Annotated in this window: 12 protein-coding genes; 10 read left to right on the top strand and 2 right to left on the bottom strand. The window is 38.3% G+C overall.

The genetic code is table 11. The features are described from left to right. The first annotated feature begins 1,924 nt into the window (after positions 1-1,924). From atpH to ACFIKN_RS05500, 7 genes are all read left to right on the top strand, one after another. On the top strand, positions 1,925-2,506 hold the full coding sequence (atpH, locus tag ACFIKN_RS05470; protein WP_273790514.1) for an ATP synthase F1 subunit delta: 582 nt from the start codon (positions 1,925-1,927) through the stop codon (positions 2,504-2,506). Beyond that, positions 2,506-4,041 carry a F0F1 ATP synthase subunit alpha gene (gene atpA / locus ACFIKN_RS05475; RefSeq protein ID WP_273790513.1) on the top strand — a complete coding sequence of 512 codons (1,536 nt, stop codon included), beginning with the start codon at positions 2,506-2,508 and terminating at the stop codon, positions 4,039-4,041. The genes atpH and atpA overlap by 1 nt, the downstream gene beginning before the upstream one ends. A gap of 20 nt (positions 4,042-4,061) precedes the next feature. After that, positions 4,062-4,973: a F0F1 ATP synthase subunit gamma gene (locus tag ACFIKN_RS05480; protein ID WP_273790512.1), complete on the top strand. Its 912-nt coding sequence runs from the start codon at positions 4,062-4,064 to the stop codon at positions 4,971-4,973. A 19-nt stretch (positions 4,974-4,992) separates the two neighbouring features. After that, positions 4,993-6,618 (top strand): F0F1 ATP synthase subunit beta, encoded by a 1,626-nt coding sequence (gene atpD, locus ACFIKN_RS05485; RefSeq protein WP_375611724.1) that lies wholly within the window; start codon positions 4,993-4,995, stop codon positions 6,616-6,618. 108 nt (positions 6,619-6,726) lie between these two features. Further along, a complete protein-coding gene (atpC, locus tag ACFIKN_RS05490) occupies positions 6,727-7,143 on the top strand; it encodes an ATP synthase F1 subunit epsilon (protein ID WP_273790510.1) in 417 nt (138 codons plus the stop codon). Between the two features lie 23 nt (positions 7,144-7,166). Continuing rightward, positions 7,167-8,795 (top strand): MFS transporter, encoded by a 1,629-nt coding sequence (locus ACFIKN_RS05495; protein WP_375630912.1) that lies wholly within the window; start codon positions 7,167-7,169, stop codon positions 8,793-8,795. 31 nt (positions 8,796-8,826) lie between these two features. Next, entirely contained in the window at positions 8,827-9,834 is a 1,008-nt protein-coding gene (locus tag ACFIKN_RS05500; protein WP_273790508.1) for an HlyD family secretion protein, read from the top strand. Between the two features lie 2,050 nt (positions 9,835-11,884). Here the strand turns inward: ACFIKN_RS05500 and ACFIKN_RS05505 are convergent. After that, positions 11,885-12,169 carry a hypothetical protein gene (locus tag ACFIKN_RS05505; RefSeq protein ID WP_273790507.1) on the bottom strand — a complete coding sequence of 95 codons (285 nt, stop codon included), beginning with the start codon at positions 12,167-12,169 and terminating at the stop codon, positions 11,885-11,887. Between the two features lie 848 nt (positions 12,170-13,017). On the opposite strand from ACFIKN_RS05505, the gene ispG reads away from it, so the two are divergent. The 3 genes from ispG (at position 13,018) to ACFIKN_RS05520 (ending at position 17,323) form a co-directional block, all read left to right on the top strand. Further along, positions 13,018-14,259 (top strand): flavodoxin-dependent (E)-4-hydroxy-3-methylbut-2-enyl-diphosphate synthase, encoded by a 1,242-nt coding sequence (gene ispG / locus ACFIKN_RS05510; RefSeq protein WP_273790506.1) that lies wholly within the window; start codon positions 13,018-13,020, stop codon positions 14,257-14,259. Between the two features lie 500 nt (positions 14,260-14,759). Next, a complete protein-coding gene (locus ACFIKN_RS05515) occupies positions 14,760-15,911 on the top strand; it encodes an MFS transporter (RefSeq protein ID WP_375658029.1) in 1,152 nt (383 codons plus the stop codon). A gap of 875 nt (positions 15,912-16,786) precedes the next feature. Beyond that, positions 16,787-17,323, top strand: a complete 537-nt coding sequence (locus ACFIKN_RS05520; RefSeq protein WP_375658030.1) for a hypothetical protein — start codon at positions 16,787-16,789, stop codon at positions 17,321-17,323. A 1,670-nt stretch (positions 17,324-18,993) separates the two neighbouring features. On the opposite strand, the gene ACFIKN_RS05525 is transcribed toward ACFIKN_RS05520, so the two are convergent. After that, positions 18,994-19,896, bottom strand: a complete 903-nt coding sequence (locus ACFIKN_RS05525; protein ID WP_273790503.1) for a polyprenyl synthetase family protein — start codon at positions 19,894-19,896, stop codon at positions 18,994-18,996. Positions 19,897-19,928: the final 32 nt, after the last annotated feature.

Consider the following 19,928-nt stretch of genomic DNA (forward strand, 5'->3'; position numbering starts at 1 on the left):
CTTAAGGTGCTTTACTTGAACTCTTATATTATTCAGAATAAGCATCCAGGCAGCAAAATATGATACATGTACATTGTATTAAGTAGAGCTACGGGAAAAAATATCTTTGTTATAGAACCAGCAGAAGCGCCTCTCTTCTTCGAGGGCACTATCATTTCGGCTTTTACTCCTTTTTTGTATGAGGGACAGTATTCTTTTGATAGGCGGATTCTTTTTATAAGGGCTTAAAATGCTTAGCTGTACACCCAAAATGCCCAGTTCCGTTCGCGTTCAAATTGATATTGATCTATGCTTTTTCTAAATCAGTGCAATATAGTGCCATATAAAGTGACGCTATGTGGGCTTAATGAGGGACGTGTTTTTGATATTATTTGACCTTAAAGCCTTATGAAGCGGCGTTCATAAGATGTATCAGCGCTGTACGAGTCGTACCTGCGTTTATATGCTAGATTAGGGCGAGAATATTGCATATATCTATTTTATTTATCTTTGACGAGAACACGGACTCATTTTGGAGCGTGAAGGTCAAAATGAGCATTCATCGTTGTCATCCTTATTCATTCGGCTCTAGAATTTTCAAAAGCATCCATAATAATAATTTTTATAAATAATAAATATTGATTTATAGTGATAATATGCCGTTATTCATATTATAGCCTCAACTATCGTAGGATTCTCTTATTTAAAATCTATTTATATTGATCAATCAAAACCATTCGTTTGCATGTTACAGATGGGGGAGCATGTGTCGCGTAAAACTATACAAGAGAGGACCAAAATACCTAATCATCTCAAGAATTAAGGGCTGTCGTAAAATTGGGAGATGGCAAAGTGTGTGATGGTGCCGGCTTGTTCTTTCATAAGTGTAAAGATGGGGCTGCTCAATGGGGTTACCATTATAGCATTCATAGGCGCTGTCGTGAAATGGAGATTATCCATTGTTTCATGCTTTTATTACTTTCGTTCTTTAACGGGGCACATTTTTCATGTAAAGCAGAACGCCCAAAGCGGAATATTACAGAACATCTATTGTATTACTACATTCATATGCTTGTTTAAGCAAATGTTTCTCAGCATACTCGAATTCATTTTACGATGTTTTTCGAGTGTAGAATATCAAAGCTTTCATGAATGAAAAAACCACGTTAAGGCTCCCCATCTTTATTTCATAAAGGTATAAAATGGCGCCATTTATTATTTAGCTTTGAGTATTACGAAAACTCTTAGTACTTGAGAGCGTTTATAAGAGGTGTTGTTTTCTTTAATCATTTCCTTTTTTGTTTGTGATGAAGCAAGGGAGTGATTTTGATAAAAAAATTTGAAAAGAGAGAATCTTTCGATATTTGAAGCTCATCCGGTATGAAAAATGATATATTATCATTATAAATCAATGTTTTGTATATTAAAAGAGTGTGCTTACAAGAAAATATTACTTGGTAAAATTTTTTAAAAGGAGTGGGTGTTTGAAGAAAAAAGATCAATTTTTAGGAGGATATTCATTGTTTTTTCTTTCTTATCAGTTTGAAATAATAGACTTTTTCAGTCGCCGTCGTCTTTCGTTAAAGGTTTTGTGGTGATAAAGGGAATGTTTTGTTATGGTGACAAGAGCGTTTGGTGACAAGAGCGTTTGAAGAAAAATCAAAGAGAGTGAAAAAATCGCTCAGAGAATGTCAAAAAGAGGCATAAAAAAACTGTGATGCCATCCTGTATATCTAAAAAAATGCTTTTCAAAAATATTTTGAATATTTTATTAAAATTTTTGAAAAGCAGCGATTTGTGGTGTTGCGAGTCGGCTATGTCTATGCTAGAAACCAAGTGATTTTTGTTCTAGGTTTTAAGAAGAAGATTCTTAAGATTGAGAATGTCTGTTTCATTTCATCTGATAACTATCAGAGAGTCGCTCAAGGGAAAGAGGCGGTATTTCGTGTCGGATTCATTTTCTCTCATACCGCTGCCGTTGGTAGATCAACGCTATGCGCAAGCGCTTTTTGATTGCGTTCAAGAAGCCGGAAATGTCGAAAAGGTTGAAAAGGCAGTAGAGGATCTTTTGCTTGTTTTGGAGAATAAGGATTTAAAATTCTTTGTGCTCAGTCCATTCTTTTCAGTTAAAGAGCAAATTAAGGTGATGCAATCTGTTTGTGCAAACATCAAATTTGCTGATAAAAACGCAGGGCAGGTCATTGGTAATTTTTTACGCGTTATTGTAATAAACCGTAGGCTTAGTGCCGTATTTGGTATTTTACATGCTTTCCAGCGTTGTGTTGCACGCGCTCGTAGGCAGGTTACTGCGCAAATTGTTTCTGCGCGCCCCTTAAGTTCTCAACAAAGACAAGAGTTGTGTGAGGCTTTGGAAGGTGTTGTTGGAGGAAAAGTCTTGCTGCACATCATTGTGGATCCAACAATTCTTGGTGGATTAATCGTTCGTGTGGGGTCGTCTCAAATTGATACGTCTCTTCTCACAAAATTGTCTTCGCTTAAGCTTGCATTGAAAAAAGAGGTCAGCTGATGGATATTAGACCATCTGAAATTTCAAAAATTCTAAAAGAGCAAATCAAAAACTTTGACCAAAAGGCTGAGGTTTCAGAAATTGGTTGGGTTCTCTCTGTGGGAGATGGTATTGCTCGCGTTTATGGTTTGGATAATGTCCAAGCAGGGGAAATGGTCGCCTTTCCAAACGGTGTGCGCGGTATGGCACTCAATTTGGAAGTTGATAATGTTGGTGTGGTCATTTTTGGCTCAGATCGTGATATTCGTGAAGGTGATTGTGTAAAGCGGTTAGGCGCTATCGTCGATGTTCCTGTGGGCCCCGCTTTGCTTGGGCGTGTGGTTGATGCGTTGGGAAACCCTATAGATGGTAAGGGGCCCATTAAAGCAACAGAGCGTCGTCGTGTCGATGTTAAGGCTCCTGGAATTATTCCGCGTCAGTCTGTCCATGAACCGATGTCGACCGGATTGAAAGCGATTGACGCACTCATCCCTATTGGACGGGGGCAGCGTGAATTGGTGATTGGTGATCGCCAAACAGGAAAAACAGCAATTTTGCTCGATACATTTTTAAACCAAAAACCTTTTCATGAAAAAGGGGCTGGACGAGAGCAAGATAAAGTTTATTGTATTTATGTGGCTATCGGTCAAAAACGTTCGACTGTGGCACAATTCGTTAAAGTTTTAGAAGAACGTGGAGCGCTGGAATATTCTATTATTGTTGCAGCGACCGCTTCTGATCCAGCACCATTGCAATTTATTGCACCTCTTGCTGGATGTGCTATGGGTGAGTATTTCCGTGATAATGGGCAACATGCTTTGATCGGTTATGATGACTTGTCAAAACAGGCGGTAGCGTATCGTCAAATGTCTCTTTTATTGCGTCGTCCTCCAGGTCGTGAAGCTTATCCGGGAGATGTTTTCTATCTGCATTCGCGTCTTTTAGAGCGGGCTGCAAAGTTGAATGCGGAAAATGGATCTGGGTCGTTGACAGCTTTGCCAGTTATTGAAACGCAAGCAAATGATGTTTCTGCCTATATTCCTACAAATGTGATTTCGATTACTGATGGACAAATTTTTCTAGAGACTAATTTGTTTTATCAAGGAATTCGTCCTGCTGTAAATGTTGGTCTTTCTGTATCGCGTGTTGGTTCTGCTGCACAAATTAAGGCGATGAAGCAAGTTGCTGGCTCGATTAAAGGTGAATTGGCGCAATATCGTGAAATGGCAGCTTTTGCGCAGTTTGGCTCTGATTTGGATGCGTCAACCCAGCGTTTGTTAAATCGGGGTGCGCGCTTGACAGAGCTGTTGAAGCAGCCGCAATTTTCTCCACTCAAAACAGAAGAACAGGTGGTGGTTATTTTCGCGGGTGTGAATGGCTATCTTGATGCTTTGGCAGTTTCTGATGTTGCGCGGTTTGAGCAGGGACTTTTGGTGCTTTTGCGTAGTGATTATCAAGATCTCTTAAAGGCAATTGCTGAGCAAAAGCAAATAACAGATGAGCTGAAAGATAAGTTGATAACTGTTCTTGATACTTATGCGAAAAATTTCTCGTGATGAATTGATGGAATGCTTGAATGGCTTCACTAAAAGATCTTAGAGACCGTATCGCTTCGGTTAAAGCAACACAAAAGATTACCAAAGCTATGCAAATGGTTGCAGCGGCAAGGTTGCATCGTGCTCAAGAGGCAGCGCAGTCTGCACGCCCTTATGCGAAGAAAATGGCTGATATTTTGACCAGTGTTGCTGCTGATGTAGATGGTGTTGATGCGCCTGCTCTTATGCGTGGTACGGGGCGCGATGATGTGCATCTTTTGGTGGTGTGTACTGCTGAGCGCGGTTTGTGTGGTGCTTTTAATGTGCAAATTGCTCGTCGTGCACGTGAACAGATTAAGGCATTGTTGGCGGCTGATAAAATAGTAAAAATTATCACTGTGGGTAAAAAGGGCGCGGATATTTTATCGCGTGATTACAAAGGCTTGATAATTGACCATATCGATTTGCATGCTGTAAAGCGAATTGGTTTTGCAGAGGCAGTGATGATTAGTCAACGGATTGTTGATTTATTCAATGAAGGCGCTTTCGATGTCTGTACGCTGTTTTATTCTGAATTTGTTTCCGTAATTAATCAGCGTCCAACAGCTTTGGATTTGATTCCAATGGTTGCTCCAAAAGCAGCTGTTGGGGCAATAGATGTTGTGGAGCAAACCGATCATAACACAGGTTCACAATCGATTGTTTATGAATATGAACCTGATGCTGCGTCTCTTTTAGAGGCCCTTGTACCACGTAATCTTTCGGTGCAAATCTTTCGGGCTTTGCTGGAAAATGTTGCTGGTGAGATGGGCGCCAAGATGACAGCTATGGATAATGCATCGCGCAATGCGGGTGAAATGATTAGTAAATTGACGGTGGCTTATAATCGTCAACGTCAAGCACAGATTACGACAGAATTGATCGAAATTATTGCGGGCGCTGAAGCGCTTTAAATGGAGAAGGTAAGGATTGATGGTAAAAGCAGTAACCTCAAGCAAAGGAACAGAAAAAGGTGAAAAAAAGAAACCAGCTGCTCGTTCTAGCGTGAAAAAAGCCGCTTCGAAATCTCAAGTGGATGTAAAGGCTTCCTCTGTACCTGCGCGTGATGCAGCTAAAGATACACCTGTAAAAAAAGATACATCCGCAAAAAAAGAAGAGCGTGCAAAAGGCGCTGTTGGTGAAATCAAGCAGATTATTGGTGCTGTCGTTGATGTGCAATTTGAAGGTGAATTGCCAAATATTCTCAACGCTTTGGAAACAGAGAATTTAGGTAATCGCTTGGTATTAGAAGTTGCGCAGCATTTGGGTGAAAATACCGTGCGTACGATTGCTATGGATACGACTGATGGTTTGATGCGGGGCCAAAAGGTTGTGGATACAGGCACACAAATTAGCGTTCCTGTAGGAGAAGCAACGTTGGGACGTATTATGAATGTGATTGGGGAGCCGGTGGATAATGTGGGACCAATCGCTTCAACCAAAACACGTTCTATTCACCAAGAGGCACCTGAATATGTTGAGCAATCGACTGTTTCGGAAATTCTCGTCACCGGTATTAAAGTCGTGGATTTGTTAGCCCCTTATTCTAAAGGGGGTAAAATTGGCTTGTTTGGTGGTGCTGGTGTTGGAAAAACCGTTCTCATTATGGAGCTTATAAACAATATTGCAAAGGCACATGGTGGCTATTCTGTATTTGCTGGTGTGGGAGAACGTACACGTGAAGGAAATGATCTTTATTATGAAATGATCGAAAGCCGCGTGAATGTGAATCCAAAAGAGAATAATGGTTCAACGGAAGGGTCAAAGTGTGCCCTTGTTTACGGGCAAATGAATGAACCACCAGGAGCACGTGCGCGTGTGGCTCTTTCAGGATTGACAATTGCAGAAAGTTTCCGTGATGAAGGACAAGATGTTCTCTTCTTTGTGGATAATATTTTCCGTTTCACGCAAGCAGGAGCTGAGGTATCTGCTCTTTTAGGGCGTATTCCTTCTGCTGTTGGGTATCAGCCTACCTTGGCAACGGATATGGGGGCGTTGCAAGAACGTATTACCAGTACAAAAACAGGCTCTATTACTTCCGTTCAGGCAATTTATGTTCCGGCAGATGACTTGACGGATCCGGCGCCTGCAGCGTCTTTTGCTCATTTGGATGCAACAACTGTGCTTTCGCGCTCTATTGCGGAAAAGGGAATTTATCCGGCGGTTGATCCGCTTGACTCTTTTTCACGTATGTTGGATCCATTGATTGTGGGGGAAGAGCATTACACAGTTGCTTGTCAAGTACAAACCATTTTACAACGTTATAGAGCGCTTCAGGATATTATTGCTATTCTTGGAATGGATGAACTTTCTGAAGATGACAAGTTGCTGGTGGGGCGGGCGCGTAAAATTGAACGTTTCCTTTCACAACCTTTCCATGTTGCGGAAGCCTTTACTGGTTCGCCGGGGAAACTCGTTCCTTTAGAAGAGACAATCAAAGGCTTTAAAGGTCTTTGTGCTGGCGATTATGATGATTTGCCAGAAGCTGCTTTTTATATGGTTGGTTCGATTGATGAAGCACTTGAAAAAGGAAAGCGTCTCATGGCAGAGGCTTCTTAGTAAGAAGCTTCTTATTCAAGAAAAAACTGTCATGGGTATTTTTCGTTAAAAAGGACGCATCGTTGAAGAAAACAGAGAGTCCTTATATCGGGTATTGTGGAGATTTTTGTGGAAAACAATAGAGAAGAGCATTTTTTATTTGAGCTTGTATCGCCTGAAAAAATTGTGTTTTCAGAGCAGGTAGTGTCTGTTGTTCTTCCTTCAGCCTCAGGTTATTTGACAGTTATGGCGCATCATGCGCCATTGGTGGCAAGTATTGTGTTGGGTAGTGTTCGTGTTCGCACCTCTTTGGGTGAAAAATTATTTGCTGTATGCGGGGGCGTTGCAAATATTACCTTTTCGGGCTGCTCTTTATTGGTAGAGCACGTTGTGGCTGTAGAGAATCTTTCTTTTGATGCATTAGAACAGCAGATTTTGCAGATTCAAGCGACGTTAGAAGGAGGGACAAGTGATGAGGACAATCATAAAATAGAGTCTTTTTTCCAGCAGTTGTCAGCTGATGGTGCTGTATTGATAGAAGCGTAGCAGAGTATACAGGAAAAGGTGACATGAGCGGAAAAAAGAGTACGGTTGTGTCTGCTAAAAGGAGCGCAAAACCCTTTCCTCGTCCTGGTCGTGTCTTTGCGGGACCTTTGCCAAAGTGCTTTGTTTATATTTTGGCTTCTCTTATTTTGCAATGGGCTTATGGTTTAGGGGCTAATATTGTTCAGTCTAATATTGTCCATCTTACGGGTGATTTTCATGCAACTTTGGCCGAGACGACATGGCTGGTAGCGGCCTATATGGCGCCAAATGTGAGTGTAGCGATTATGTTGATCAAAATCCGCTATCAATTTGGGCTACGCGCTTTTGCTGAATTATCAATTCTTGGCTTTGTTTTGGTTTGCGTGTTGCAGCTCTTTGTTACGGATTTGCGTTCTGCATTGATTATTCGCTTTTTTGCTGGGATTGCTGCTGCTCCTTTGGCTTCGCTTGCGCTGCTTTATATGATGGAGGCTTTTGCTCCAGCAAAGAAGTTTACTATTGGTCTTAGTTTGAATTATATGAATGCGGCTTTAGCGGCACCTTTATCACGTTTGATTTCTCCTGATTTGCTGGAAAATGGTGGTTTTTCCAGTCTTTCCGCTCTGGAAATGGGGTTGGTTCTTATCAGCTTGGTCTGTATCTATACTTTGCCTCTTACTCCTGTTGTGCGTAGTAAGGTTATTCAAAAATTAGATTGGATAAGCTATGGTTTGATTGCTCTTGGTCTTGGATTAAATGCTGTGATCATGTCTGTTGGCATATTGTATTGGTGGTATGAAGCACCATGGATTGGTTGGGGGCTCGCACTTGCTATTTTCTCGTTGGCTATTGCTATTATTATTGAGCTTAATAGAGAAAAACCGTTGATTGATTTACGTTGGATTTTCAGTAAAGAAATGATCCAATCTGTTTTTATTTTATTGATCTTTCATGTTTTTTTATTGGAGCGGTCAAATTTGCCCGTAGGGTTTTTTAATCTTTTTGGTTTACTCAATCGTGAGATGGCGCCCATGTATCTTGCGGTGACATTAGGGATTCTGTTAGGGGGGGCTGTTTGTGTCTTTTTTTTACGGGCGGGGCGTGAGGATTATTTTTATTTGTTATCTTTAGGTTGTTTGGCGTTGGGAGCTTATTTAGACAGTCATGTAAACTATTTAACGCGTCCGAAAGATATGATGTTGAGCCAAGGGTTGGTGAGTTTTAGTTATGCACTTTTTTTGCCTCCTGCTCTTTTCAAAGGGTTTGTGATCGCTGGTGAGCGAGGACCGCGTTACGTTTTAAGTTTTATTGCTGTTTTTTTGTTAACGCAAGTGACAGGGGGATTGATGGGGTCGGCTTTTTTTGGCAGCCTACAGTTTTATTTTGCCCATAAAAACTTTGAGTCCTTAACACAAAATATTATTATTACTGATCCTCTTATTTCTGGTGAGATGAATACTTTATTTTCGCCTTCTTATGGTGTTTCTGTTCCCAATGGCTTGAGAAGTGAGCAAGGTACTTCTATGTTGATAGAGAAATTTAAGTTAACAGCAAATATTTTTGCTTATGATGACGTTTTTCGGCTTTATTTTTATATTTCAATGGTTGTATTCGTTATTTTTCTTGTCACAATGATTGTTAAGTCATGCTCTTTGCGCGCATTAGAAAAGTAGAGTAATGTCATAGAAAGAGGGGTGCAAAAAAATGATAAAAACATTACGGTCAAAAGCTACGATTGTTGCATTCCTATCGGGTATTACGGGTGTTTTGCTGATTTTGTGGGCTTGGAGACTTCCTCCTTTTGTGAGTAACATTCAAATAACCGATAATGCTTCCATTAAGGGCAATGTTACTCTGGTTAGTTCACAGATCTCTGGGGTGATTGCACGGATTTATGTGCAAGATTATCAACGCGTTGAAAAGGGAATGCTGCTCTTTGAGCTCGATGATTCTCTTTTTCGCCAGCAGCTTGCACGGGCACAGGCTGTTCTCGATTCAAAAAATGCAAAACTGGCAAGTATTGAATTACAAGCACAGCTTTTGCAGGGCGAGATTAATACAGCAGAGGTGGAGTTGGCGCGTTCACGAGCATTTTCAAATGTTGTTCCAGATAGTAAAAAGTTAGGTTTTGGTGATGCGGCAAGTTCTGTTTCTCGTCCTCTTTCACAACTCTTGACAGCTCTCGAAACAAAACGCCAATTGCAAAAACAATTGGATCTTGAACGGCAAAGTTTACAGTCAGAAATTTCTGGAGCGAAGGTGAGTGTTGAGTTGGCAAAACTTAATCTCGATCATACAAAGATTTTATCTCCTCGAACAGGCTATATTGGATTAGTTGGAGCGCGGGTAGGGCAATATGTTATGCCGGGGACACAATTGGTCTCTGTTATTTCTGATGATATTTGGATTATTGCTAATTATAAGGAAACGCAACTTTCTCAGATGCGTGTGGGACAACCGGTTGTTTTTTCTGTTGATGCATTGAACAACAAAAAGTTAACAGGGCGTGTGGTTCGTTTTGCACCTGCTACAGGCTCAGAGTTTTCATTGTTAAAAACGGATACGACAATTGGTAATTTTATCAAAATTGCGCAACGTATTTCAGTACGGATTGCTTTAGATCCTGGACAGGAAGGGATTGAAAAACTCATTCCTGGCATGTCCGTGGTTACCTATGTAGATACTTCGCAGCGAGTCGATTCTGGAGGATAAAATTTTGGGTTTTTTCAGTTTAATTTTTGCGTCATTTACTTATAGCAAATGGATATTCACGTTAGAAGATTTCGTTTGGTTTGCTATACTACATCTTTTAAAGCTCTTAAGCTTCTTATTATTCTATTTCATGATGTAAAATAATGTGCCTTAGAATATTAAAGCGCATGCATCTTTACTCACTTCCATTTCTTTTGAAATAACTCAGTAGGGGGGGATGGAGTATTGGAAGCTTTGCCTGTCGTTTCTAGCAACATCATCTTTTGAGGTGTGGAAAGGAGGCTCTTCTTTTTATCTGAGTGTACTCTTTATGTGATATTTGCAATGATGTGAGGCAGATCATTGAAAAATCTATCTCTGATAGATGTGTTGTTATTATCAATGTGTATTGTGTGTATAACAATGATGCTAAGTTTGAAAACTGTCGCAATAATCTAGCTAAAAAACGCTTATACATAATATTGTACTTTATGGGGACACACTATAGAGCGTATAAAATGTAGTTACCGGAGCAGATATAGCCGATGAAAGATGTGTAATGGTGTTGTCTATTTGTCTTTGTAAGGGACTAAATCGTTATCTATCTAGGTCAATATGCCTTCGTTTTCTTTTTGTTTTTCAGTTCCAAACATTTTACGAATATTCTCTTGTTATGTTCACTGTAATTCTTAAAGTTTAGCTCGTCCTCTAACTTCACTTTCAGCTCTCCGTTTTTCAGCTTCAGCTTCCCATTTTCATATTCGGCTTTTCGTTTAGCTTCCTCTTCAGCTTTTTTCTGACGTTCTATGGCAAGTTCATGATCAGCTACTCGTACGTTTTCACAATTTTTTTAGTTTAATGACTATAGAGTGGTTGGGTATAATCTTTGTGTCGTTTTCTAAATTCTTTCGCTTCACATTCTTCTTTTCCTTGTTGGGTTATTGCCGAGGCTTTCATTTGTAGAACTCGTATTCGTGAATCTGTAGGGCTGCGTAGAGTGTTTGAATGGGCTGAATTTGATCAGTATCTTTAGGACTTTTAAGTTGATCAATAAGCTGTTTTATGGTTTTTTTGTTTTTCACGCGCTTTTTCGTAAATAGCTTGTTCTATGTTGTGTTTTGGCTTTTTGTTCATCAAAAATATCAACTGCGGCTTTTGATTTTGCGTTTTTTAATGGCTCTTTAGTATAAGAATTTTTCTTTCCTCTTTTCAGTATTTTTGCTGCTGCTGATACCTGTCAATTTTTGAAAGTGACTAAAATTAGAGCGATGGAGGCCATGACTCTTTTGCTTTTTGAATGTTCTTTGAAGAGCAGCGGATGTTTTATTTAAGAAACCATGTCGTTTTTTTATTTCATCGAGTGGATTTTTAAAATGTGCAAGCTGTTGTTTTTCTTGTTTAATCTGTTCTATATTTTGGCAAAATGAGTTGGAAAAAAATAGAAGAATTATTGCAAATACGCTCGTGTGAAATTCAAAGGAAAATGCAATGATTGTTGTTGAGAAACATTTCTTTTGTCTAAAGGTATTTTTTATAAAAAATACCTGGTAGTGAGAGGAGTGTGGGTTTTCAATATCAAAATATCCTCCCCTTTCCCCAATTAAAATGACAATCGGGGGCGTATAGAGTAAAAGTGTAAGCTTTTCCAGTATTAATTCTTTATTTTTAGTCTATATACACAATGAAGTTTTGGGAAGGCTGGGAAATTGGGGGAAGTTTTGGATTGAATATTTGAGTTGTTATCTTATTGTCCCGTGAATATCCTCATTTTAGGTGTGGTATCAGGCATCTTTTTGATGCGTTAAGTGTTTGTGTGGGGAGCACATTCGTTGTAGGGCTTGTTTGTTGCCTTTAGAAATGTTTTCCTTTGAGGGGTGGTGATGTGAATCGCATGCGTTGATAGGTTTCCGATAGACAAAAGCTGGATTATAGACTGGCTGGATGGCTGGAAAACTTATCCTTTTGGGAGAGGGCGTAAAGTTAGGAGAAAGACGTAAAGTTTATATTTTGTAAACCATAAAAATGCCCGCTTTGAATCGGGCATTAAAAGGGAAGGTTATTGATTGCGTTATTAATGTTTACGGATTAGCAAGAAGCTTACTAAAACAATTCCTGCTGCTAATGCGAGGGTTTTTTTAGGATTTTCTTTCGCTTTTTTCTTTAATTCTGTAGCATGTTCGTTGAGGTGATAAAGTGCGTGACGGCCTTTTTGTTTCCATGTGTTAAACAGCTCAGAAATGTTTTCAAAGCTATCATTTTGAAAACTCCAATGATTTACGGGGACCAGCTCTCTTTTTAATTGTGCTATACGTTTTTTAATTTTAGCATTTTTTCTATGGGGTGAAAATAGACACATTTATTGACTCCTTCATGTGTTAAATTGTTGCGTGACAGTTGGAATTGTGTTTGGGGTTTTGCTATAACGGCTTGAAAATTGAAAAGTTGCATTGATAATGCCGCGCGTGGGTGAGATGAAAATTAAGAGTTTGAGTTTAATGAGGCATTTTTTAATGTGTCCGAGTTCTTTTCATGATGGTTTTTGTTAAGGATGTAAGGTAAAAATTTTTACAAGATGGTGTAAGATTCATCATAAAGATGGTGGGCGATGTCTTCATTTTTTTGTTTGTTTAAAGTGTTGGGATATCTTTTGGCACTTGAAATAGTTTATAAGGAGTTTTTATCTACATATTCTCTTGTGGCTGTAGGGAGTGGTATTGATTGATTCAATTAAGAAGATTTAAAATGAGGAAATCTTACGATATTTGGGTTTAGCATTCAAATTTGTAAAAAATAGATTATTATAAATCAATATGTTGGATTAATTTGGCGATGTCTTTCATGCATTTTAAAAATGGTGTTTTGTTAGGCGTTATCTGTTGTGTTGTAAAACACTGTTTTGTGATGACGTTGATGTAAGGTATCGGCATGCAACTAAAAATACAGTATTGTCTCTGTTTGGTTTCAGTTTCTTTTTGAATCAACCAAGTGTAGAAGTATAAACTTGAACAGAAGTAGTAGAACTTATCCGGTGCGTCTATAGAATGAATCCACCTATGAGTTGAATTGCATCAGTGTTAGTAGGTAGAACCTTTTGAGAGCAATCTGTTAAGATTGGTGGGCGGTGTAATTTTCGTCCTTTGAAGCGCGGAGGAAGTCAATGTAAGTAATGATTGATAGCGCAGGTTTTAAAAATTTGAGGACTTGATGAATACGACCTATTTTTTATCTAAACCACTTGAGCGTCGTCGATCTGTTGGTGTTGCTGTTGGTGATGTGATCATTGGGGGGCAGAGCCCGATAGTTGTACAGTCAATGACCAATACAGATACCGCTGATGTTGATGCAACTGTTGCTCAAGTGGCTGCTCTTTGGCAAGCTGGTTCACAATTGGTTCGAATTACTGTTGATCGCGATGAAGCGGCGGCTGCTGTACCAAAAATACGGGAGCGATTGGAGAGGTTAGGATTTTTTGTACCATTGGTTGGGGATTTTCATTATATTGGTCATAAGCTTTTATCTGAGCATCCTGCGTGTGCTGAGGCGCTTGCAAAATATCGCATCAATCCTGGAAATGTTGGTTTTGGCGCAAAAAAAGATCGTCAATTTGCAGAAATTATTGAGATTGCTTGTCGGTATCATAAACCTATTCGCATTGGCGTGAATTGGGGCTCTCTTGATAATGCATTGTTAACACGGCTTATGGATGAAAATGCACAGCAAGAAAATCCTTTATCGGTTGCTGAAGTGATGCGGGAAACTGTTGTGCAGTCTGCTCTGCAATCGGCTCTTTGCGCTGAAGAGATGGGGTTGGGACGTGATAAAATTATTCTTTCTGCTAAAGTGAGTGACGTCCAAGATCTTATTGCTGTTTATACCACCTTAGCGGCGCGTTGTGATTATGCTCTTCATTTGGGATTAACGGAAGCTGGGATGGGAACAAAGGGCGTTGTTGCTTCTTCGGTGGCTTTGGGTATTTTATTACAGCAAGGGATTGGCGATACGATACGAATTTCCTTAACGCCAAAACCTGGTGGTGATCGGACACGAGAAGTAAAGGTGGGGCAAGAACTTTTGCAAGTGATGGGGTTTCGGCAATTTTTGCCTGTTGTTGCGGCTTGTCCTGGTTGTGGGCGCACAACCTCAACGGTCTTTCAACAATTGGCGCAAAAAATTGAAGCAGATTTATACAAAAATATGCCTATTTGGCGTGAAAAATACCCTGGCGTTGAAAGCTTGAAGGTTGCTGTGATGGGATGTATCGTCAATGGACCGGGGGAGTCAAAGCATGCGGATATTGGAATCTCTTTGCCTGGAGTGGGGGAAAGTCCTGCGGCACCTGTTTTCATTGAGGGACAAAAGGTAAAAACTTTGCGGGGTGATCACATTGCTGAAGAATTTGAAGCACTTTTGAGTGATTATATTCATACACGCTTTGGGCAAGGTTGAGGTAAAAATCGCATAAGGCTGAAGTAAAAATGGTGTGTCATTTTTTAAAAACAAGCTGTCTTCAATGTGAAGAGGGTGCTGTTGTATGCTGCTTTAGCTATGGTCAATACTGTCGTTGGTTGCTTATTATTTTAGGTAAAACCAGATGATATGCCTGTTTTAGAATCAGAAGCTTATGAAGGATATTAATGAGTTTGAGTGTGTTAAGACTATTAAGCAAAACGATATGAATACTTTGATAGATCCGTAAATGTTGTTGCTGGTTTTTGGGCTGCTCTTGAGACAGTAAAATATTTAACGGATTCTTCAAATATCAAATTATAGAAAGAACATTGTTTATTGATTTTTCAGGCATTTTCCCAGCATTTTTTGGGGTATCAAATTGATAGGATTGGAAATCCTTATAGCGATTATAGTCCTATTTGTCGTAAAATGTAAACTTTTATATTGATATAAAATGATGTATACGGGTGCCTTTTTGGGCGTTATTGGGGGAATGCATGACAAGTATATTAGCGTTTGGCTTTTTATTTAATGGTATAAGGATTTTAACTGGCGCCTTTATTGTCTTTTATATGCTTGAAAAAGGCTTAACGCTTATTGATATAGGTGTCATTAAGTCGTTTCAGGCTTTTATTATGATGGTTACCGATATTCCTCTGGGATATTTTGCTGATCGAAAAAGTTATAAAATATCGATCGTTTTGGCAGCTGCTTTTGCTGCTACATGGCTCTTTCTCATGGGATTTTCTACAAGCTTTTATGGTTTTCTTTTGGCAGAAACTTTTAATGCCTTATCGCTAACATTAATTGCTGGGGCTTATAATGCTTTACTTGTTCAATATGCAAAAGCAAAAGTGACATCCACTAAAAAAGTGCTTGGTTCCAGCTCTCAATATAATTACATCGGCATGTTTATATTCAGTTTAATCGGGGCATATTTTGCTGATTATTCTAGCCAATATATATGGTATATCGCGGCGTTTTTAATGTTGATGACAACACTATTTGGTTTGTTTTTTCTTGATGACTTGAAGGGGGAGAAAAAACCAAATAAAGCGAATTCTCTCATTTGTGAAGCTAAGGAGATGTTATCTATTTTTATTAAAGTTCCTTATATCTCTTTATGCTTTTATTTTTCATTGATCTTTTTCAATATATTCTCGCAATATTGGCAGTGGATATTTAAAGATCATAATATTAATGTCACTTATTTTGATCTTGGTGTGACATTTTCATTGATATTGTTCTCTCAGCTCTTGGCTAGTTTTCTCTTTACAAAACTAAGTGAAAGAGTGAATTTTATTTTACTGTTGTTTCTTTCGGCTTCACTGATTTTTACCATTGCTTTCTTTGAACCAAGAAAAGAAATTGCTGTCATTTTAGTCTGTATGATTTTTTATCTCATTAAGTATACATATCTTCGTGTAGAAGTTGTTTTGCATGATAGTATTAGTGATCATTTCAGGGCTACATATGAATCTTTCTTGTCAACCGTTGGGAGATTTAGCTTATTGGTATTTTTTTACATGAGTGCGTATATGGTCAATATATTTGGCTTTTTCTCACTCGTTTATATTTTTGCTATTTATTTATTGATTTACTTGTTGGCGGTATTTTTTTTAGAAGGAACTCTCAAAAAAGTTCAGTGAAAATATTAACTTATTACGATACGTGTTTTATATGGTTTCATAGTGGGGCAATGCTTTTATTTATTAAGGCACATCGTTGTTTTTGCATGTTGAATGAGAAAGCTGAATAGTGTCAGTTACTCTTATTTAAAATCTATGTATGTTGAAGTAATCAAAGTCATCCGCTTGTCGTTATAAGTGGGCGTGGCATAATAATCGTTAAAAAGGAAATAAAAATGCTGCTCATGAATATTGCGCCAAGAGTTGCTGATAAGATTGGACGCTGATAAAGAAAATGATTGTGCTGGATTATATGCTTATTAAGGAATGGTGATGGAGCAGTTTTCCCCATTTTCATTGGTTCCTTGCTGGTAACACTTTATCTCATTAGAGCTAATTTAAACAGTCGGACAATTTATAGCCTGTCCTCATAAGAATTCCCTTATGATCGATTTTGATATTTTGATGATCTATTTTATTGTTGGTATATTTAGCGGATTTTACCATTGCCTCCTTTAAAATATCAATCATCTTGTTGAGATATTTTCTTACATTTTTCATTCTCATTATAGCTCATTTTTGAGTATTTTCTCTTTGGTTGTGGCGTTAGCTTTGTATTTTCTGATGTTAGAAAATACTCTTAATCTAGATAATAAACTTATCTATGGAAACTTTGAATGACAGCCCCCTCTTTGAGAGGGAATAAAATCAAGTACAGAAATATTGTTGAGTACAATTTGCTATAAATAAGCTACAAGAAACCAGCACATATTGATATATTTGATAGGAATCTGTTAGGCTGTACAAATTGTAGTTATTAAAAGATAAAGCGGTGAAATCGTTATCCATAACGCATATTGTAACATTTATAACTCTTTTTTTTTGTATCCGTGTTGTTGGGATGTACGCGCGTAGATAGTCTAGAGCAGTACAATAACCTTTACGAAGAATATATAAGTGAAAAATACGAGGCTTTTGAACATTTTCAAAAGCAGGAACAAGCAAGAAATTTCGTCTATAGCCGTGGCTATCAGAATATAGCGCCCAAATTTGATATTATATGGCATCGTCACATACTGATTGTTTTATGTGGACGTTTTGTTAATTTATTGCGCGGTGATTATAATGAGGAGATGTCATGGGCAATGCTACCCAATGTCATAAGCAGTTTGCGGAATGACTATAATTGGAGAGAAAGCGATTTTATTTGGGCTTATAATATGTCTATGAATTCTACCGACCCCATGATTGATTATGCGAAAAAATTTCTTAATTCTTCAAGTGGAAATGGTATTAGCCCAACAACACAAATTATTGACCTTGTGTCTAGTATGAGAGCTGGTCATGATGACAATACTAAACAAATAGCGCGTTTTTGCATAGAGCTAAACACGATATATGACATGATGAAACCAAGAAGAATTTACAAATGACATTTAATGGGTAGTGAGAAAAATTCTCTCGAAGGATATTAAATGGCTATAATACTCTTGATAATCGCGGCATTTTCTTGGCCATGTTGCATGTTTTTTTATTATGGCTTCAAAAGGTGGACATATTTTCCAGCTTTTACAACAGGTATAGGCTCACTTACAATGATGCTCTTCATTTTAATAAGAAAATTTCACTTGAAGGAGGAAATTTGCACTTGGATTGAAAAAACTACTTATCACAAATTAGATTGCGCTATTATATATAATAATAAGGATTTTCTTTATCTTTCTGTTGCAATGATCATTCTCTGTTTAATCTTATCAATTCTCTTTTTATGCGATGAATTGAATAAACGAGATAAAGAGTGTGACGAATTAAAGTTGTACAGTGATCATGATTATTATTCAATTGAAGTTATTACACACTTTTGTAAATAAAAATGTTTCTGCTTTTGAAGGAGCATGCCGACACAATCATTCACTTTGCTAGCCCCTAATGTTGCGGACAGCCCTTGGCTTTTAAGACGGTTCATAAGAGGCATTTTTTTAGTCTTTTCTTTGATGTTTTGCCCCACACGGCTTTTCCCGCTTGTGACGTGCAAGCAAGTGATTTTGATTGATTTAACATACACAGATTTGAAATGAGAGAATCTTATGATATTCAGGGTTCTTATTCAAGTTGAACAACCACGAATTATCATTATAAATCAATGTGTTATATCTTTCTTGCTAAGAAAAGAGAGATCGGTAATAATACTGCTTTGGTTTTTCGTTCTATTGAAATTAGTGGTTTTATTTATCCTGTTATGCCGTAACATACTGTCATTTGAGGGGTGGTGAAGGTAGCCTGTTTGATACATTAAGTATTAAGTGCATGGTGAATATTCTTAAGTCTTGTTTATTGCGTCTTTAGTTTAAGTGAATCGCATGCGTGGAAAGCGAGAGAAACCTACTCGGTAGGAAACTAGACTGTTTACAGAGCAGATTAGGTTAAAAGACTTTGTTCTTTGAGGGTGGCATAAAAATCAAAATAGCCATTATGTTCATTTTTTTCTGATATTTTAAATACGAGCTTCAAAAAAATGATGCTTAAACTAAACAACGAGCACTTTTGTAAAAGTGTTTTTAGAGAGCAAGCAATACACGAGTGAACTTACAGAATGTAAGCATATTTGATCTTCTACAACAAGATAGCGTGGAAAGGCATAAAAATTACGATTCTCTACTGAGGGCATTGTACTTCTTTTATTGTTTTTTGCGGGTTTATAAAATGCCTGGTTTTATACTTATTCTGTTTATCTTTTGCCTTATCGTTAGAAGATTAAAGACATAAAGGAGAAAGCGAGTTTTCCTCTTTCCGGTTGTTTTTTATTCAGCTTTAAAGCACCACCACCCACTGTAATATCTTTTAAAGCATAGTGATTGCGCATTGTTTCACATTTTCTTTCATTCTTTAATGGAAGGCATTTTTCATGCAAAATAGGATACCCAGAATGCATTTGTGTTATAAATTCACGCGGCTTGTTTTAATGAAATTCTTCTTAAGATTTGTCGCACCCATTTCATGATAAGGACTATAATGGAGATTAATGGTAACGTTTCTTTGAAAAGTCTATTATGCATTCAATAAATATGATGGTGTACACTATGTACAATATGGCGGATGAAGTTTAATTTTGGCGTATTGCACTAAAGTGTGCTGCTTGTTGGAGGGGGAGTGCTTTAGCGCCAAAAGGATGTAAGAATGCTTCTGCTTTACTGATGAGTGTATCTCGCTTTTTTTGGGTTTCTTTAATGCCGTAAAGATGAACAAAAGTGGCTTTTTGTGCCGTTTCATCTTTCCCAGCCGTTTTTCCTAGGGTTTGCGTGTTGGCGGTGACATCAAGAAGGTCATCGGTTAATTGAAAGGCTAAACCAAGATAGGTACCAAAATCAGTAAGCTTTTCAGTTAATTCTTTAGATGCATTGCCAATGATGGCACCTGCTTGGCAAGCAAAGCTTATCAGGGCTGCTGTTTTCATGTGTTGTAGAGTGATAATGTCAGTACTTTCTTGCGGTCTTTTTTCAGCTTCAAGGTCCAGCATTTGTCCACCTAACATACCGCCAAGCCCTGCCGATTGTGCAAGAGACGTGATCAGCTTGATTCTAATATCTGTAGATAAAATACTAGCTTTATGAGCAATAATTTCAAAGGCAAATGTTAAGAGGGCATTGCCTGCTAGAATTGCTGTTGCTTCATCAAATGCTACATGGACAGTGGGTTTTCCACGCCGGAGTATATCGTTATCCATAGCGGGAAGATCATCATGAATGAGCGAATAACAATGGATACATTCTAAGGCACATGCAACATCAAGAGAATGTTCTACAGGGACATCAAAAAGTGCAGCACTTTGAATTACAAGAAAAGGACGCAAGCGTTTTCCACCGTTCAGCACACCATAACGCATGGCTTTGATTAAGTTTTTAGGGCGTGAAATTTCACCATTTTGGATTTGATCACTTAACAGGGTATCAAGCCGCTTTTCAACGGTGTCTCTATGTTTTGCAAGAAGGGTGGTAAATTCGTGCATTCTTGCTTCCTTTGTTTTTACAAAAATGAAAT

Origin of the sequence: Bartonella sp. CL436QHHD (genome assembly GCF_042195105.1) — a bacterium.
Classification (GTDB): domain Bacteria; phylum Pseudomonadota; class Alphaproteobacteria; order Rhizobiales; family Rhizobiaceae; genus Bartonella.

What these genes read in the sequence shown, in the direction of transcription:
- atpA (WP_273790513.1), top strand. Translation starts at nt 2,506, where the DNA reads ATGGATATTAGACCATCTGAAATTTCAAAAATTCTAAAAGAGCAAATC.
- ACFIKN_RS05525 (WP_273790503.1), bottom strand. Translation starts at nt 19,896, where the DNA reads ATGCACGAATTTACCACCCTTCTTGCAAAACATAGAGACACCGTTGAA.
- ACFIKN_RS05505 (WP_273790507.1), bottom strand. Translation starts at nt 12,169, where the DNA reads ATGTGTCTATTTTCACCCCATAGAAAAAATGCTAAAATTAAAAAACGT.
- ACFIKN_RS05495 (WP_375630912.1), top strand. Translation starts at nt 7,167, where the DNA reads ATGAGCGGAAAAAAGAGTACGGTTGTGTCTGCTAAAAGGAGCGCAAAA.
- ACFIKN_RS05515 (WP_375658029.1), top strand. Translation starts at nt 14,760, where the DNA reads ATGACAAGTATATTAGCGTTTGGCTTTTTATTTAATGGTATAAGGATT.
- ACFIKN_RS05500 (WP_273790508.1), top strand. Translation starts at nt 8,827, where the DNA reads ATGATAAAAACATTACGGTCAAAAGCTACGATTGTTGCATTCCTATCG.
- ACFIKN_RS05480 (WP_273790512.1), top strand. Translation starts at nt 4,062, where the DNA reads ATGGCTTCACTAAAAGATCTTAGAGACCGTATCGCTTCGGTTAAAGCA.
- ispG (WP_273790506.1), top strand. Translation starts at nt 13,018, where the DNA reads ATGAATACGACCTATTTTTTATCTAAACCACTTGAGCGTCGTCGATCT.
- atpD (WP_375611724.1), top strand. Translation starts at nt 4,993, where the DNA reads ATGGTAAAAGCAGTAACCTCAAGCAAAGGAACAGAAAAAGGTGAAAAA.